Source organism: Streptomyces sp. LN549, from assembly GCF_043203805.1.
In the GTDB taxonomy this organism is placed as follows: Bacteria; Actinomycetota; Actinomycetes; order Streptomycetales; family Streptomycetaceae; genus Streptomyces.
The window spans coordinates 949209-965296 of record NZ_JAZHRI010000002.1 but is presented as its reverse complement, the minus strand read 5'-3'; the positions used below and the strand labels follow the sequence as shown (position 1 = coordinate 965296).

Annotated in this window: 11 protein-coding genes and 1 pseudogene; 5 read left to right on the top strand and 7 right to left on the bottom strand. The window is 71.4% G+C overall.

The window, feature by feature from the left end; all coding sequences use genetic code 11:
* Positions 1 to 21 precede the first annotated feature (21 nt).
* Positions 22 to 227 (bottom strand): annotated as a pseudogene (locus tag SH922_RS04285) (helix-turn-helix domain-containing protein); the annotation flags it as partial.
* 86 nt (positions 228 to 313) lie between these two features.
* On the bottom strand, positions 314 to 874 hold the full coding sequence (locus SH922_RS04280; protein WP_393054822.1) for a TetR/AcrR family transcriptional regulator: 561 nt from the start codon (positions 872 to 874) through the stop codon (positions 314 to 316).
* A 111-nt stretch (positions 875 to 985) separates the two neighbouring features.
* Here SH922_RS04280 and SH922_RS04275 point away from each other — a divergent pair, with 111 nt between their 5' ends.
* The 3 genes from SH922_RS04275 (at position 986) to SH922_RS04265 (ending at position 5221) form a co-directional block, all read left to right on the top strand.
* The gene (locus SH922_RS04275; RefSeq protein ID WP_393054820.1) at positions 986 to 1672 is read left to right on the top strand and encodes an SDR family oxidoreductase; all 687 of its coding nucleotides are present in this window, start codon (positions 986 to 988) and stop codon (positions 1670 to 1672) included.
* Positions 1673 to 1964: 292 nt separating this feature from the next.
* Positions 1965 to 2969, top strand: a complete 1005-nt coding sequence (locus tag SH922_RS04270) for an NADP-dependent oxidoreductase (RefSeq protein WP_393054818.1) — start codon at positions 1965 to 1967, stop codon at positions 2967 to 2969.
* A 377-nt stretch (positions 2970 to 3346) separates the two neighbouring features.
* On the top strand, positions 3347 to 5221 hold the full coding sequence (locus SH922_RS04265; RefSeq protein ID WP_393054816.1) for a CocE/NonD family hydrolase: 1875 nt from the start codon (positions 3347 to 3349) through the stop codon (positions 5219 to 5221).
* A 76-nt stretch (positions 5222 to 5297) separates the two neighbouring features.
* Here SH922_RS04265 and SH922_RS04260 read toward each other — a convergent pair whose 3' ends face one another.
* Together SH922_RS04260 and SH922_RS04255 are read right to left on the bottom strand one after the other, a co-directional pair.
* On the bottom strand, positions 5298 to 7145 hold the full coding sequence (locus tag SH922_RS04260) for a WD40 repeat domain-containing serine/threonine protein kinase (protein WP_393054814.1): 1848 nt from the start codon (positions 7143 to 7145) through the stop codon (positions 5298 to 5300).
* A gap of 132 nt (positions 7146 to 7277) precedes the next feature.
* Positions 7278 to 8516 (bottom strand): cysteine desulfurase-like protein, encoded by a 1239-nt coding sequence (locus SH922_RS04255; protein WP_393054812.1) that lies wholly within the window; start codon positions 8514 to 8516, stop codon positions 7278 to 7280.
* A 291-nt stretch (positions 8517 to 8807) separates the two neighbouring features.
* On the opposite strand from SH922_RS04255, the gene SH922_RS04250 reads away from it, so the two are divergent.
* Positions 8808 to 9194: a VOC family protein gene (locus SH922_RS04250; protein WP_393054810.1), complete on the top strand. Its 387-nt coding sequence runs from the start codon at positions 8808 to 8810 to the stop codon at positions 9192 to 9194.
* A 123-nt stretch (positions 9195 to 9317) separates the two neighbouring features.
* Here the strand turns inward: SH922_RS04250 and SH922_RS04245 are convergent, their stop codons facing one another.
* From SH922_RS04245 to SH922_RS04235, 3 genes are all read right to left on the bottom strand, one after another.
* Complete coding sequence (locus tag SH922_RS04245; protein ID WP_393054808.1) at positions 9318 to 10880, bottom strand: mucoidy inhibitor MuiA family protein; 1563 nt, start codon at positions 10878 to 10880, stop codon at positions 9318 to 9320.
* A gap of 8 nt (positions 10881 to 10888) precedes the next feature.
* On the bottom strand, positions 10889 to 12940 hold the full coding sequence (locus tag SH922_RS04240) for a DUF4139 domain-containing protein (RefSeq protein WP_393054806.1): 2052 nt from the start codon (positions 12938 to 12940) through the stop codon (positions 10889 to 10891).
* A 68-nt stretch (positions 12941 to 13008) separates the two neighbouring features.
* Positions 13009 to 13425: a Fur family transcriptional regulator gene (locus SH922_RS04235; protein ID WP_393054804.1), complete on the bottom strand. Its 417-nt coding sequence runs from the start codon at positions 13423 to 13425 to the stop codon at positions 13009 to 13011.
* 240 nt (positions 13426 to 13665) lie between these two features.
* Between SH922_RS04235 and katG the strand changes: the two genes are divergently transcribed.
* A complete protein-coding gene (gene katG / locus SH922_RS04230) occupies positions 13666 to 15897 on the top strand; it encodes a catalase/peroxidase HPI (protein ID WP_393054802.1) in 2232 nt (743 codons plus the stop codon).
* Positions 15898 to 16088: the final 191 nt, after the last annotated feature.

The following is a 16088-nucleotide window of genomic DNA, read 5'->3' as shown; positions in this document are numbered from 1 at the left end:
CGGTGCCGGACGGCGTTGCGGACGGACGGAGGTGTACGAGGCGTCGCCTTCGCCGTTGCCGCTCCTGGCCAACTCGACGGAGAACGCTGCCAGATCCTCCCCGTCGATGAGACGCCGACCGCCCCGTCCCGGTGGGTGACCACCCGACCGGCATCCCCCCAGCGCCGAGCGGTGTCCGGACTGACTCCGAGCAGACGCGCCGCCTGGCCGATTGCGCAGGGCCGCATACGCGCCAACATGCGCGATCAGGCCCGAACCGCTCGTGAGCGGCCATGTGCCTTCGGGCGGGGAGCGTGCGTGGTTCCGTACCTGATCAGCTGGCTGCCTTCAGGGCTGCCTGCGCGGCGGTGAGGATGTCCTCGGAGAGCGGGGAGCCCTTGGTGGCTCGGGCCAGGACGAGCGCGCCGACCATGGTGCACAGCCGGGTGATGCCGTCCTGGTCCTCGGTGGCGAGCCACTCGGCGAAGTCGCTCACTCCCTCGGTGTAGACGCGCCGGGCCTCGCGATCTCCGGAGTCGCGCGCCATGTCGCCGGCGAGTGCGGCGACGGGGCATCCGTCTGCCGCGCTGTCGCGGTGCTCGACGGAGAGATAGGTGTCGATCAGCGCCTGCTGGGCGGCATCGCGCTGCCCGGAGTACTGCCTGAGGCCGTCCTTGTGGCGCTGGGTGAGTTCGTCGAACGCGTTGGCCGTGGCTTCGTCGACGAGTGCCTCTTTGGAGGCGAACTGCTTGTAGAAGCCGCCGTGCGTCATGCCGGAGGCCTTCATGAGGTCGGCGACGCTGACGTGGGTGCCTTGCTCCCGGAACAGCCGGGAGGCGGTCTCCACGACCCGTCGGCGGTTCTCCTCGGCCTGCGCCTGCGATACGCGGCCCATCAGCCACCTCCCGTTGGATGTCGATTGCAATCTATTCTAGACTGTGCTTTAGATTGTAGTCGTAATCTAATTTCTGCGGGCTGTTCGTTGCCCGTGACGCTGGGAGTAGTCATGGAACTGAAGGACGCGGTCGCAGTGGTCACCGGCGCCAACCGGGGGCTCGGGCGGCATCTGGCCGGTCAGCTCGTGGAGCGCGGCGCGAAGGTGTATGCGGCGGCACGCCGCCCCGAGACGGTGGACCTGCCGGGCGTCATCCCGCTGCGGTTGGACGTAACGGACGAGGAGTCGATCAGGGCCGCGGTACTCATCGCATCCGACGTGACGCTGCTGGTGAACAACGCGGGCATCTCCACGGCCACGCCGTTGATCGCGGGGAGCCTGGACGGGGTGCGCCTGGAGATGGAGACGAACTTCTTCGGCCCGCTTGCCGTGACACGGGCCTTCGCCCCAGTCGTCGAGGGCAACGGAGGCGGCACCGTACTCAACGTCCTGTCCGTCCTGTCCTGGCTGCACCCCGCCGGCCTCGGTGCCTACGCCGCGGCCAAGGCCGCGGCATGGGCGCAGACGAACGCAGCCCGGGAGGAACTGGCGCCCCGTGGCATCACCGTCTCGGCGCTGCACGTCGGATACATGGACACCGACATGGCCGCGGGCGTTCCCGACGACCAGAAGACCGACCCCGCCGATGTCGCCGCCCAGGCCCTGCACGGCATCGAGACGGGCTTGCCCGAGATCCTCGCCGACGACGCCACCCGGTACGTCAGGCAGGGCTTGGCATCTTCACCGAGTGCGGCCTGAGGCGCGTCCCGCCGTTCCGGCCGCTCACCGGGAGACACCGCACCCAGGTCACCGAGGGGAGCCTCGGTGACCTGGGGGCGGTCGTCCACACGGAGACGACGGCCGGAAGAACGCTGTCATCGATGTCGTCCTGGCCGTCGCCGAGGAGACCGGCCTCACGCCCGCCCGGGTGTCGGCGCGCAACCCCGAGGCGCCCCAAGAGGCCGAGCACGCACCACGGAGTCCCCGTACTGGGAGAAGCCCAGGACGGACACAGATCCCGTCCCTTCGCGGACGGGTAACGGAGTTGACGATGAAGGCCTTCATGATCGAGCGGTACGGCGACAGGACCGGAGTGCGCGCCGGTGAGATGCCCGAACCGGAGGTGGGTGCCGGCGACGTCCTGGTCCGGATCCACGCCGCGAGTGTCAACCCGCTCGACCTGAGGCTCCGCGACGGGGCCTTCAAGGCGTTCCTCCCGTACCGGCTCCCGCTGATCCTGGGCAACGACTTCGCCGGGGTGGTCGTCCGGACAGGATCGGCCGTCACGCGGTTCGCGGTGGGTGACGAGGTCTACGCCCGGCCGGACAAGGACCGCATCGGCACCTTTGCCGAATTCATCGCCGTCCATCAGGACGACGTGGCGATCAAACCGGCCACGCTCACCATGGAGGAGGCCGCTTCCCTCCCGCTCGTGGCCCTGACCTCGTGGCAGGCGCTGGTTGAGCGGGCGCAGGTGCGGCCCGGCCAGAGGGTTCTGATCCACGCCGGGGCCGGCGGTCTCGGTACCATCGCCGTCCAACTGGCCAAGGAACTGGGCGCGCACGTGGCCACCACCGTGAGCACGGCCAAGGTCGACGTGGTGAAAGAGCTCGGTGCGGACGTGGTCGTCGACTACAAGCAGCAGGATTTCGCGACGGTCCTCGACGGCTACGACGTCGTGCTGGACTCCCTCGGCGGAGAGACGCTCGAGAAGTCCTTGCAGGTACTCAGGCCCGGGGGAACGGTCATCAGCGTCGCAGGGCCTCCCGACGCGGCCTTCGCCCGCGAGCTGGGCCTGAACGCGATCCTCCGACTCGTGATGAGCGCGCTGAGCTTCAGGATGCGGCGCCGCGCCAAGCGCCGCAACGTGACGTACTCGTTCCTGTTCATGAGGGCCGGCGGCGGGCAGCTGCGTGAACTCACGCCGCTCATCGAGGCCGGGAAGATCCGTCCCGTCGTCGACCGTGTCTTCCCGTTCGATGAGACCCGGGAGGCCATGGAGTACGTCGAGAAGGGCCGCTCGAAGGCCGGCAAGGTCGTCGTCGCGATGACGTGAGGGCGGGCCCTCGCCGGACGACCGGTGTAAAAGCGTCTCAGGCAACGAGAGATGCCGCACCCCCTCCTTCGTGGGCCCGTAGTGAACGCAAGCAGCGAGAGCGCCCGGATGGTGGCCGGTGAGAACGCGCTCGTTCCTATGGGGCCGGCGGCGCCCGGGCGATGCAGGGGGACCTGGTCGTCGCCGTAACAAGGCGTACACGCGCAGGCGTTGATCCGCGAACGCGATGATCCTAAGCTCGCTCAGCGTCGGCCTGTTGACATGTTCGTGTCCAAATGTGGACGTGTGCCGCGCTCCGTGACGCAACCCCGGCGGGGCCGCGGGCCGACAAGATCGGCACCACTTGCACCTTGGCTCACCACCCACCGGAGGAGCATGTGAGAGCACGTCGCGCGGCAGCCCTGGCCGCATCGGTCCTCGTCACCACCCTCGCCCTGACCGGCGCCCTCGCCGGCCCCGTCACCATTGCCGTCGCGGCGGAGCCGGCTGCAGCCGTCGGTGCCGCTGCCCCGGCCGATCCCGTCACCCACGAGGAGAACGACCGCGTTCCCGAGGGCGCCGTCTGGACACAGCACTACTTTCCCTCGTCGGACCACTCCGGCACCGAACTGCACGCCGACGTCCTGCTGCCCGAAGGGCTGCCGAAGGGCGCGCGCGTCCCCGTCATCCTTTCGGTCGGCCCCTACTTCGGGCACTCCGGGCAGACCGACCCAGAGGGCTGGAGCCACACCGGCCCCTCGTCCCGCTTCCAGGACTTCATCGAGGGGGCGGACCTGTTCGCCCGCGGCTACGCCTTCGTCATGGTGGACCTGCGCGGCTTCGGCGGCTCCACCGGCTGCCTCGACTGGGCGGGCCCCGGTGAACAGGCGGACGTCCGGGCGGCCATCGACTGGGCGGCGGACCGGTCGTGGTCCAGCGGCGCCGTCGGCATGTACGGAAAGTCCTACGACGCCTCGACCGGCCTCATCGGCAACGACCTCGACCAGCGGGAGCTGAAGGCGGTCGTCGCTCAGGAGCCGGTGTGGGACATGTACCAGTACATCTACTCCAACGGGGTGCCCCGCCCCAACGTCACCGGCACCGCCAACGCCTACAACTCCATAGCCACGATGGCCCCGTTGGCGGACGACGATTCCCGGTACCAGGTCAACGCGGCCTACGAGCAGACCCACCCGGAGTGCCTCACCCAGAACGCCGCGGGCTACCGGACGACCGACCGGCAGAGCCCGTACTGGACCTCCCGCGACCTGGCGCGGAAGGCCAAGGGCACCGACACCCCGCTCTTCGTCACCCAGGGATTCATCGAGAACAACACCAAGCCCGAGGAGATGGAGGAGTACCTCGACAACCACAAAGGCCCCGAGCGGGGCTGGCTCGGCCAGTGGGAACACGTCCGCGGCGGCGACCGCACCTCGGACGGCCGCCTCTCCATGGGCCGCGAAGGGTGGTACGACGAGACCCTCTCCTTCTACGACCAGTACCTCAAGGGCAAGCGGCCCACGGTCTCGTACCCGGCCTACTCCGTCGAGGACTCCACCGGGGCCTGGCGTGCCCAGCGCACCTGGCCCGGCGAGTCCCGGAAGGTGAACGTCGCGCTCGGCAGCGGTGCGTACGTGGACGACGGGGGAGCGTCGGCACGCGGGGCGGCGGCCGAGGACGGCGCCCCGGCGCTGCGGCCCTCCGCGCAGCCGACCGGTGAGTGGGACCTGGAGAACGCCCCCTCCCTGGACCCGGCCGCACCCAAGACACTGGCCGCGGGCGCGGCCGGGCTTCAGGCCGCGGGCGAGGTGACGTCCAGCTTCTTCGTCCGGTCCGAACCGGCCGCCCGGGCGGTCCGCGTCACCGGCACCCCTCGGCTGTCCCTGACCGCGAAGGGCGAGGGCAACGTCATGGTGAAGCTGTACGACGTCGCCCCGGACGGCAGGGCCGTCATGTTCGACGAGCAGGTGTCCCTGGTGGACACGGGCCGGCTGACGGTCGACCTCAAGGCCACCGACTGGACGCTGGCCGCCGGACACGTCCTGGCCGTGGAGATCGGCTCCATCCAGACGGGCTCCTGGCGGGACACCCCCTCGGGCGGGACGGTCGAGGTGAGGGACGCCCGGCTCGCACTGGCACTGGACGACCCGGCGAACGACATCGCGACGGCCGGCGCCCGCTCGCCGTTCCTGGACACCTATCTGCGCCAGTACACGGTTCAACTTCCGTTCGCAAAGGGTTCGTTCCGGCTGACGCCCGGACGCTCCCAGTGAGCTGAGACGGAGACCGGCACGGTGGGCGGGGCACAGTTCGAAGCCCCGCCCGCCGTGCCGGACCGGTCCGAACAGCTCAGGTACGGGTCGCCCAGAGGCGGATGCTCCCGTCGAAGCAGCCCACGGCGAGCGTTCCGCCGTCCGGGCTGAAAGCCAACGCGCGGACCCTCTCCGACCGTTCGGGCAGGATGAGGAGCTGCGCGCCGGAGCGGGCGTCGCGGACGATGACGGTGCCCCCGTGGTCGCCGGACACGAGCAGCCTGCCGTCCGGGCTGTATGCCAGCGCCGCCACGTCGTCGGTGTGGCCGGTGAGCCGGCGGGGTCCCCGTCGGGTTCGCGCGTCCAGCACGTTGACCAGCCCCTTGTCCTCCGGGGCGAGCGGTGAGCAGACGGCAGCGATGCCGTGTCCGTCCGGGCTGAACGCGAGGAGACGGACCCGCCCGTTCGGTCTGATGGACCGGGGGCGGTGCGATTTGCCGGAAAGCGGGTTCCAGCGGCGCACGTGACCTTCGGTGCCGCCCGACACGAGGAGGCGGCCGTCGGGGCTGAACGCCGCCGGGCCCGTGGCGCCCGGCAAGTCGGTCACATGCTTCGCAGTGTCCGCGTCCCAGAGACGCAGCGCCGCGTAGCTGCCGACGGCGAGGGTGTGACCGTCCGGAGCGAACACCACGGTCGTGACGGTTCCGCTGTGCCCGGTGAGCTGGGCCCTGAGCGCGTCCGTACGGCCGTCCCAAAGGCGTACCACCGGACCTTCGCCCCCCGTGGCGAGTGTGCGGCCGTCGGGTGTGAACGCCAGGGAGTGGACGCGGTTTTCGGTCCCGGCGAGGCGGTGGAGCACCTTGCCCGTGCGCGGGTCCACCAGACGGACGCCCGAGTGGCTGTGGCTGGTGGCGAGGGCCCGCCCGTCGGGGCTGAACGCCAACGCGTCGACGCAACCGCCGGATGTGCTCCTCAGGGTGCGGAGCAGGCCGAACGCGAGGCCCGCGGAGTCTTCCTGTGCCGGGTTCTTCGCGAGCGTGGGCGTCCGGGGCCGCCGGCCGCGGTCGTGCCGGGAGTTGCGCACTGAACCGGCCGCCGCGGTCGGCAGGGAGTCCCGGCTGGTCAGCTCCGCCAGTTCCGCGGCCACTTCCCGGGTGTCCGGCCGCCGTGCGGGATCCTTGGCCAGCAGCCGCATGACCAGCTTCTCCAACTCGCGCGGTATACCGGGGCGGAAGGCGCCGGGGCGTGGCGGGGCGACTTCCACGTGCTGGCGCATCAACGCGTAGAGGGGCTGGTCGACGGGGAACGGGAGGGCGCCCGTGAGCATTTCGAACATCACGACGCCCAGGGAGTAGAGGTCGGTGCGCGCGTCCGCAGTCCGCCCCTGGTGCTGCTCGGGCGACATGTACGCCGGAGTACCGAGTACCGGACCGGCCGAGGTGAGCGTCCCGGACGTGTCGGCGACGCGGGCGATGCCGAAGTCGCAGACCTTCATCCGGTCGCCCGCCTGAACGAACAGGTTGGCCGGCTTCAGGTCGCGGTGGACGACCCCGTGCTGGTGGGCCGCAGCGACGGCGTCGACGGTCTGGCTCGTCAGGTCCACCACACGGCTGAAGGGCAGGTGCCCGGGGTGCTCGTCCAGCAGCCGGGCCAGGTCGTGGCCGATCAGCAGCTCCATGACGATGAAGTGGTGCGTGTCGTGGCGGCCGGCGTCGTGCACCACCGTGATCCCCGGGTGCCGCAGCCCGGCAAGGATCTCGGCCTCCCGCCGGAAGCGCCGCTCCGACACGGTGTCCCGCGCGACGGGCATCACCTTGACCGCGACCTCGCGCCCCAGTACCGAGTCCCGGCCCAGCCACACCTCTCCCATGCCACCGCGCCCCAGCAGCCGTCGAAGCGTGTACCGGTCGGCAAGGATCACCCCCGCCGCCATCCCAGACTCCACCGTCGGCTCCGTTTCGCTGGCTTCGTGCAACTCGGACATCGTGCGGGACCGGCCTTTCGACCGGTGACCATCCAAGCGTGTGACGTCCGGCAGGTCGAGAGGAGCGAATCACGCCGGGAGCGCGGATCGGGGCTACGCCCTCGACCCGGCGAAGGACGTCGCCGTGGTCTGCGTGAGGAAGGCGGCCACACCCTCCAGCAGCCGGTCGGCGTCCTCCTCGCTGTTGTACGGGGCCAGGCCGATCCGCAGCCCTCCCGCGTCGCCCAGCCCCAGGTGGCGCGAGGCTTCCAGGGCGTAGAACGAGCCGGCGGGCGCGTCGACACCGTACTCCGCCAGGAACCGCGAGGCGTCCGCCGCCGACCGGCCCGGGAAGGTGACCAGCAGCGTCGGGGTGCGCACGGCCGCGCGCGAGTGCACGACGACGCCGTCGAGAGCGGACAGACCCTTCTCGACACGGACCCGCAGCGCGTCCTCGTGGGCCTCGATCTCCTCGAAGGCCACGGCCAGCCGTTCCCGGCGGGTGCCGTCGACGCCCGGAGCGAGCGAGGCGAGGAAGTCCACCGCGGCCCGGGCCGCGGCCAGGAACTCGTACGGCAGGGTGCCCAGCTCCAGCCGCTCCGGGACCGCGTCGGTCGACGGCAGCAGCTTGTCGGGCCGCAGGGTCTCCAACAGTTCGGGGCGGCTCGCCAGTACGCCCATGTGCGGGCCGAGGAACTTGTACGGCGAGCAGACGAGGAAGTCGGCGCCGAGCGTGTCCAGCCGGACGGACGCGTGGGCCGCCAGGTGCACGGCATCCACGTGCAGCAGGGCACCTGCCCGGTGGACGAGCTCGGCGATGCCGGGCAGGTCGGGACGGGTGCCGATGAGGTTGGACGCCCCGGTGACAGCGACCAGGCGGGTCCGCGCGGACAGTACCTCGGCGAACCCGGCGGTCGGCAGCTCCCCGCTGTCCGGCTCGAAGTCGACCCACCGGACCGTCGCGCCGACGGCCTCGGCTGCCTGCACCCAGGGGCGGATGTTGGCGTCGTGGTCGAGCCGGCTGACCACCACTTCGTCGCCCGGCCCCCAGGTCTTGGCCAGGGTCCGCGCCAGGTCGTAGGTCAGCTGGGTGGAACTGCGGCCGAACACGATGCCACGAGGCTCCGCACCCACCAGGTCCGCGAGCGCCGACCGCGCCCCGGCCACGATCGCCTCCGCGTTCCGCTCGCCCTCGTTCTGCGTGCCCCGCACGGCGAGCGGCCGGGACAGAGCGTCCACGACCGCGTCGATCACCGGCTGCGGGGTCTGGGTGCCACCGGGCGCGTCGAAGCGGGCCGACCCCGCCGTCAGGGCCGGAATCTGCGCGCGGAGCGCGGGGACGTCGAGCGGCATGCGTTCTCCTGGACATGAGCGGGGCGGACCTGGACGGCCCGGGGCGGCTCGCGGCAGCGGCCCCCGGAAGTCGATCCTGCCCTGTGTGTGTACGGGGCACGCGGGCCGGGTCGCGTGCTGCGGCGTCGCCCGCTTCGACGGAGGCGCGCCGTCCACGTTCGACGTGGCCGCCGGACGGCCGGAGACGGAGCCCGCGACGTAGGGGCGGACGCCGCGTGCGCCGAAGCCACGAGCGGGGTCCGGACGCGTTTTGGTGGTGCACCCGGCGGTGCCTGGGGCAGTCTCGTCCACATGAACTCGGTGGTGCAGAACGTGGCGATCGACTGTGCGGATGCCTATGCCCTGGCTCGATTCTGGAGCGAGGTGGTGGGGTGCCCGCTGCATCCGGAGGACGAACCGGGAGACCCGGAGACCGATGTGATGCTGCCGGTGGGCCCGTTGCTGCACTTCAACCAGGTGCCGGAGCCGAAGACGATCAAGAACAGGATGCATCTGTGCCTGCGACCGACGACCTCACGCGAGGAGGAGGTCGAGCGGCTGCTGAGCCTCGGTGCCACCCTCGTCACCGATCGCCGGGAACCCGGCGGCGCAGGCTGGGCGGTCCTCGCGGATCCTGAGGGCAATGAGTTCTGCGTTCTCCGCAGCGAGGCCGAACGGGCTGCGACGCCGCCATCCTGAGGCGGCCGGGAGGGGGCCGCCGGCCTCCTCGGCAGCCCCCGCCGCGCTGCGAGGGATGACGCGGCGCGGCGAGGGCACGGACCGGGCGATGGCCGCTGTGCCGGGCGCAGCGGCCTGCCGGCCTCAGAGCCCGGTGACCTTGGCGCTCGCCGACAGTTCGTAGACCAGGGTCACCGTGCGACGGCTGCCGGGCGGGAGGGTGACGTCCCAGCGGGCGATGCCCTCGGCGTCGATCATGTCGGGCGGCGGGGAGCAGGAGTCCTTGTGTACGCGTATGGTCACCGCCGCGACTTCGGAGACGGGAATGCGCTCCCGAAGGGCGACCACCCGGTCGTCGTGCTCGCCGGGGGCGGAGAACCGGGACAGGTGCAGCCGGACCGTGCGGGTGATCACGGTCCGCTGGCTGAGGGTGGCGGAGTCGCGGGACTCCTCCGCACGGCGGACAACCCTGTAGTCGTCGCAACTGCCGAAGGCCAGTTCGGCAGTTGCGCCGGGAGCGGTGAAGTCCAGCGTGCCGCGGCCGCCGAATCCGTTTCCGCGGACCAGGTCCACGGGTCCGGCGAGCAGCGCGTGGCCGGACAGGTTGTCGAACCGCACCACTTGGGTGACCAGGGGGGACAGCTCCGGTGAACAGGCGTACTCACTGGGCGCGGGCGCCGTGAATGCGGAGAGACGCACCCGGTGGGCGCGGCCGTCACCGGGTACCGAGACCGGCGTGGGGGACCTCAGCACCCGCGCCTCGCCGCCGTCGTCCACTCCCGGCAGGCCGAGCACCGGGGCCGGCCCGAGGGCTCCGATCTCCTCCTCGCGCAGCTCGACGTCGACTGTGCGGCGCTCCGCTGCGGAGCGGTCCTTGAGCGTCAGCCGGTCCTCGTCCAGCCGGGGCGGTTCGGTGGCCAGTGCCGAGCGGGCCGTTGACAAGGTCAGCCGTACGCCGGACCAGTCCTCACCGGTGCGCTGCCAGACCATCGCGTCGGTCTCCAGCGTCAGCGAGTCGCCGTCGAGCACGGCCCGGTAGGCGGGGCGCCACAGCGCGCACGGGGTGAGGTGACTCAGGCGCAGCCCGACGGGCCCGGCGACTGCGGCATCCACGGTCAGCTCGACATGGCCTACCAGCTCGGCTGGTTCCTCCTCCGAGAGGTGCAGCGCTCGCTGGAGGTCGGTGAGTTCGGCAATGAGTGAGGCCAACCGGGCCTCCACGGTCCGGAGTTCCTCACCGTGCGTGTCGCGCTCGGTATCGACCCGGTCCAGCTCGCGGGCCCAGCGGACCCGCTCCGTCTCCCCGGAGCCGGCGCCTTCGCCGATCTCCCGCAGTAGATCGGTGGCGAGGCGACCGAGCAGGCCGAGGCGGGCGTGGAGCCGGTCGCGACGCTGTCCCAGGGCCAGTTGCTCCTCTTCGAGGGTGTGCACGCGGTGGCGCAGGGCGGAGTCGTCGGCCGTGGACGGCTCACGCGGCGTCCAACTGCGGACGATCCGCACGTCGAGCACCGTCGCGGGGTGATCGGAGGTCAGCTCGGTATGGAGGGTCCGGTCGACTGCCAGCGCACTGACCGGCCCCAGACGCAGCCGCTGGACGCCGGCCTTCAGGTCGAGTACGACGGCACGCTCGATGTGGGCGCGATCCTCGAGGCAGGTGACGGCGGTGACGGGAAGGGCGACCGGGTTCGGCTTCGGGTCCGTGGACATGGGGTGTGTCAGCTCCTGCGGTTGCCGCCGGCCAGGGCCTTGCCGGTCGGGATGCGGATCTCGTAGCCGCCGTCGAGAGCGGTGGTGGCGCCTGCGGGCAGAACCAGTCGCCAGACCCGGGTGCCAGGGGTGTGCCGATCCGGTCCCGCGCCGTCGTCGGGTGCCGTCCAGTCCGCCCGTTCCTCGATCCTGACGTCCGGTTCGGAGGTGACCGGCACCCGCTCGTGGACTTCCACGGTGACTGGCCTCGCGAGCCGGTTGGACAGCTCCACGTGGACGCGGTGGTCGAGCACGGTGGTGTTGTTGCGCAGACCCGAGGTCGACTCGTGCACGTTCGTACGGTGCGTCACCCGGATGCCCTCGGCAGGCCCGAGCCCCACCCGGCGGACCCCGCCGGGGGCCAGTGTGGGCAGCGCGGCGGTCAGCAGGAACTCGTCGTCGACGGTGACCTCCACCGGGCCGGCCAGCAGAGCCTGGTCGGTGGCGTTGGAGAGCAGCAGCGTGGCGTACACGACCTGCTCCACGGAGGGCACGCAGAGGTACTCGGTGCGCAGCCCGACCGGGATCTCGCCGACGGTGACGGTGTGCCAGGTGCCGTCCGACGGAATGTCGGCGCGGGCGGTGGCATCGAAGCGGTGGTCGAAGGATCCTGCCGACTCGCGGGGCCGCACGGCCTGTCCGGGCAACGGCAGTGCGGCCACGGCTTCGGCGCGGCGGCGGTACTCGGCCGCCACCGGGTCGAAGGCGGTGCCGGGGAACAGCCGGCCCCTGCGACCGCCCTGCTCGTCCGCGCCGCACAGTGCGAGGGCGGCATAGTCGAGCTCGGCGCCGCTCGGCTGCGGCGGACCGGCCACCGGCGCCGGAGGCGGCGCGGCCATACCGGGAGCTGGGGGTGCGGGGGCGGCCCCGACGGGCCTGCCGCCGGATCGTGTCCTGTTGCGCGGCAGGCCCGTCACCGGCTGCGCGAGAGCGGGCATCCCGCTGCCGAATGTCTCCGGGGGAGCGCCGCCCGCGCTGCCCGGTGCCGCCGGCGACGGCGGGGGAGGCGGCGGAACGGGGCGGTACGCGGATTCGCCCGCAGCGCCCATGGGTGCGGCTCCGGCCCCGACAGCCACGGGTCCGGTGGTCCTCTCCGGGCCGGGGCCTGCCGCGTCGTATCCGTTGAACAGGTCGACGAGTCCGGCCGGGGGTTCGCGCCAGCCGGAGGGCGCGGGGGCGGGCTGACTGCGTCCGATCCGCACCGAACGGAGCCTCGGCAGGTCGGTGCGGCGCCGAAGGTCGGCGGTGGCCAGGGCGATGCGTACGCCGGTCCAGTCCTCGCCGGTCCGCTGGGCGACCGAGGCGCGCAGCACCAGGTTCCCGCTGCCGTCGCCCTGACGGTAAGTGAGGCGGTATGCCGGCACCCAGACAGCGCCTGGCACCCCGTACTCCAGCTCCAGCTCCACGTCGGCGTCGCCCGCGCCGTCGAGGGTCAGGAGCGCACAGACCGTGGCCTCCACGTGTGCTGACGGTGCGTCGGTGGATCGGCGCTCGAGCTTCTCCGTGGCGACCGCGAGATCGTGCTCGACGTTGCGCAGCGACTCCTCCAGCTCGGCGAGGCGGTCGTGCAGCCCCGTCAGCCGCTCGTCGACGAAGTCGGCGAGCTCCAGCCACGCGTCGACCGGGGTGCGGCGGTGCGGGTCCTCGCGCTTGCGCGCAGGCGGGACCGGGTGAAGAGCCCTGACCTCCTCGATCACGCTCAGCTGCCGGTCCCGGCGCCCCCGCGCCGCGGCGTACGCGTCGCTCAGCCGCTCGTACTCGCGCCGCAACGTGTCCGGCGCGTCCGCCTCCGGCAACTCGGCCTCGACTTCCACCCTGGCCTCGGTGACACGTGCCCCGGGAGTGCCCAGGACCCTGACCCGCAACGATCCCGGGTCCAGTGAGCGAGGCAGCCCCGTCACCCGCACCCGGCCGTCGGACGGCGCACTGCCCCGGGCCAGGCGGCGGCACAGCGCGCCCTGCGCGTACACCACGACGGAATCGAGGGTCGATCCCCACCTCTGTGCCGACTCAGCCGTCATGCGCTCCGCCCCCGCCGCGTCCATGGTGAACGAATCTTACGCCCGGGGGGTCTGCTTGTCCGGGTGGGTCAGGCGGGGCCGCAGCCCGGGCACAGGCCCCGGTAGGTCACCTCGGCCTTGGAGACGGTGAAGCCGAACCGTTCCGACTCCGGGAGTTCCGCCAGGAGATCGCCGACGGGGTGGACGTCCCGGATGGCGCCGCAGCCTGAGCACATCAGGTGCTGGTGGGGGTGGTGGGCGTTCGGGTCGTAGCGCTTGGCGCGGCCGTCGGTGGCCAACTCGATCACCTCGCCCAGCGCGACGAGCTCGCCGAGGGTGTTGTAGACGGTGGCGCGGGATATCTCCGGCAGCCGGGAAACGGCGCGTGCGAGCACCTCGTCCGCGGTGAAGTGGACGTGTTCACCGGCGAGTACCTCGGCGACCACCCTGCGCTGAGCTGTCATCCGCCAGCCACGTGCGCGAAGCCGTTGCAGCAGGTCACTCATGCCCACCAGCCTAACTGTGCATTGTCGGACGAATGGAACCGTACACGCCTGTCGTTCGTATTGACTTGGACTATGTCCATCGTAGGATCGGTTCCGGCTAACAGCCAAGGGACAGGACAGCAGCGCGGAAAAGCAGGTGACTTCAGGAGACGGGGCCCGCTCGCCCCGCCACCCGGGCCCGGCCTTTCCACCGTCCGTAGTTCCTCAGCACCGTGATCCGCCCCGTCCGGAAGGATTTCCATGACTGAGAACCACGACGCGATCGTCACCGACCCGAAGGCAGAGGAGGCCGGTGGCTGCCCGGTCGCGCACGGTCGCGCGCCGCACCCGACCCAGGGCGGCGGCAACCGCCAGTGGTGGCCGGAGCGGCTCAACCTGAAGATCCTCGCCAAGAACCCTGCCGTGGCCAATCCGCTCGGTGAGGAGTTCGACTACGCCGAGGCGTTCAATAGCCTCGACCTTCCGGCCGTGAAGCGGGACATCGCCGAGGTGCTGACGACATCGCAGGACTGGTGGCCCGCCGACTTCGGCAACTACGGCCCGTTCATGGTCCGGATGGCCTGGCACAGCGCCGGCACCTACCGGATCAGCGACGGGCGCGGCGGCGCCGGAGCCGGTCAGCAGCGCTTCGCCCCGCTCAACAGCTGGCCGGACAACGCGAGTCTCGACAAGGCCCGCCGACTGCTGTGGCCGGTCAAGAAGAAGTACGGCAAGAACCTCTCGTGGGCCGACCTGATCGTCCTCACCGGGAACGTCGCCCTGGAGACGATGGGCTTCAAGACCTTCGGCTTCGGCGGGGGCCGGGCGGATGTGTGGGAGCCCGACGAGGACGTCTACTGGGGCCCCGAGACCACCTGGCTGGGCGATGAGCGTTACACCGGTGACCGGGAGCTCGAGAACCCTCTCGGTGCGGTGCAGATGGGCCTCATCTACGTCAATCCCGAGGGCCCCAACGGCACTCCGGACCCGATCGCCGCAGCCCGCGACATCCGTGAGACGTTCCGCCGCATGGCGATGAACGACGAGGAGACGGTCGCCCTGATCGCGGGCGGCCACACCTTCGGCAAGACCCACGGTGCGGGACCGGCGGACAACGTCGGCCCCGACCCCGAGGCCGCCCCGATGGAGCAGCAGGGCCTCGGCTGGCAGAGCACGTACGGCACCGGGAAGGGCGCCGACACCATCACCAGCGGTCTCGAGGGCATCTGGACCGACACCCCGACCACCTGGGACAACAGCTTCTTCGACATCCTCTTCGGCTACGAGTGGGAGCTGTTCAAGAGCCCTGCGGGCGCCCACCAGTGGCGGCCGAAGGAGGGCGCCGGCGCAGGTACGGTCCCCGACGCGCACGACCCGTCGAAGACCCACGCGCCGACGATGCTGACGACGGACCTCTCGCTCCGGATCGACCCCGCCTACGAGGAGATCTCGCGGCGCTTCCACCAGAACCCGGACCAGTTCGCCGACGCCTTCGCCCGCGCGTGGTTCAAGCTGACGCACCGTGACATGGGCCCGGTCGTCCGCTACCTCGGTCCGGAGGTCCCGGCGGAGACCCTGGTGTGGCAGGACCCGCTTCCCGCCCGGACGTACGAGCTCGTCGAGGCGGGGGACATCGCCGCCCTCAAGGCGCAGATCCTCGCCTCGGACCTGTCCGTGTCCGAGCTCGTCTCCACCGCGTGGGCGTCCGCCTCGTCCTTCCGCGGCAGTGACAAGAGGGGCGGCGCCAACGGCGCACGCATCCGCCTCGAACCGCAGAACGGCTGGGAGGTCAACGACCCGGACCGGCTGGCGACGGTGCTGCGCACCCTCCAGGGCATCCAGGAGGCCTTCAACTCCGCCCAGTCGGGCGGGAAGCAGGTCTCGCTCGCCGACCTCATCGTGATCGCCGGCGCCGCGGCCGTCGAGAAGGCGGCCGGGGACGCCGGCTTCGACATCGAGGTCCCCGTCGCCCCGGGCCGCGTCGACGCGTCGCAGGAGCAGACGGACGTGGAGTCGTTCGTCGAGCTGGAGCCGTCCTCCGACGGATTCCGCAACTACCTCGGCAAGGGCAACCGGCTGCCCGCCGAGTACCTGCTGCTCGACCGGGCGAACCTGCTGAACCTGAGCGCCCCCGAGCTGACGGTCCTCGTCGGTGGTCTGCGTGTCCTGGGCGCCAACTACCAGCAGTCCTCGCTCGGTGTCCTCACCGAGACCCCTGGGGCCCTGACCAACGACTTCTTCGTCAACCTGCTCGACCTGGGCACGACGTGGAAGGCCACGTCCGACGACGCGAGCACGTTCGAGGGCCGCGACGCCGCCACCGGGCAGGTCAAGTGGACCGGCAGTCGCGCCGACCTCGTCTTCGGTTCGAACTCCGAACTGCGCGCGGTCGCGGAGGTCTACGCGAGCGACGACGCGAAGGAGAAGTTCGTCAAGGACTTCGTCGCCGCGTGGGACAAGGTGATGAACCTGGACCGTTTCGACCTCGTCTGAGCGTGAGTCCGGGCCGGCCCGCGAGGGCCGGCCCGGACCGCCGCCGGGCCACCGGCTCCCGGCGGGTGCTTCGCCGGATCGCAGGGAACCGTTCGCGGTGCGTGCTGCGCGCTGCCCGGCGCCTGCGGGGTGGACGCCATCGCCTGGGAGCGGACAGAGGCTGCACTTCTCCAGGCGTACGTTCACGCAGT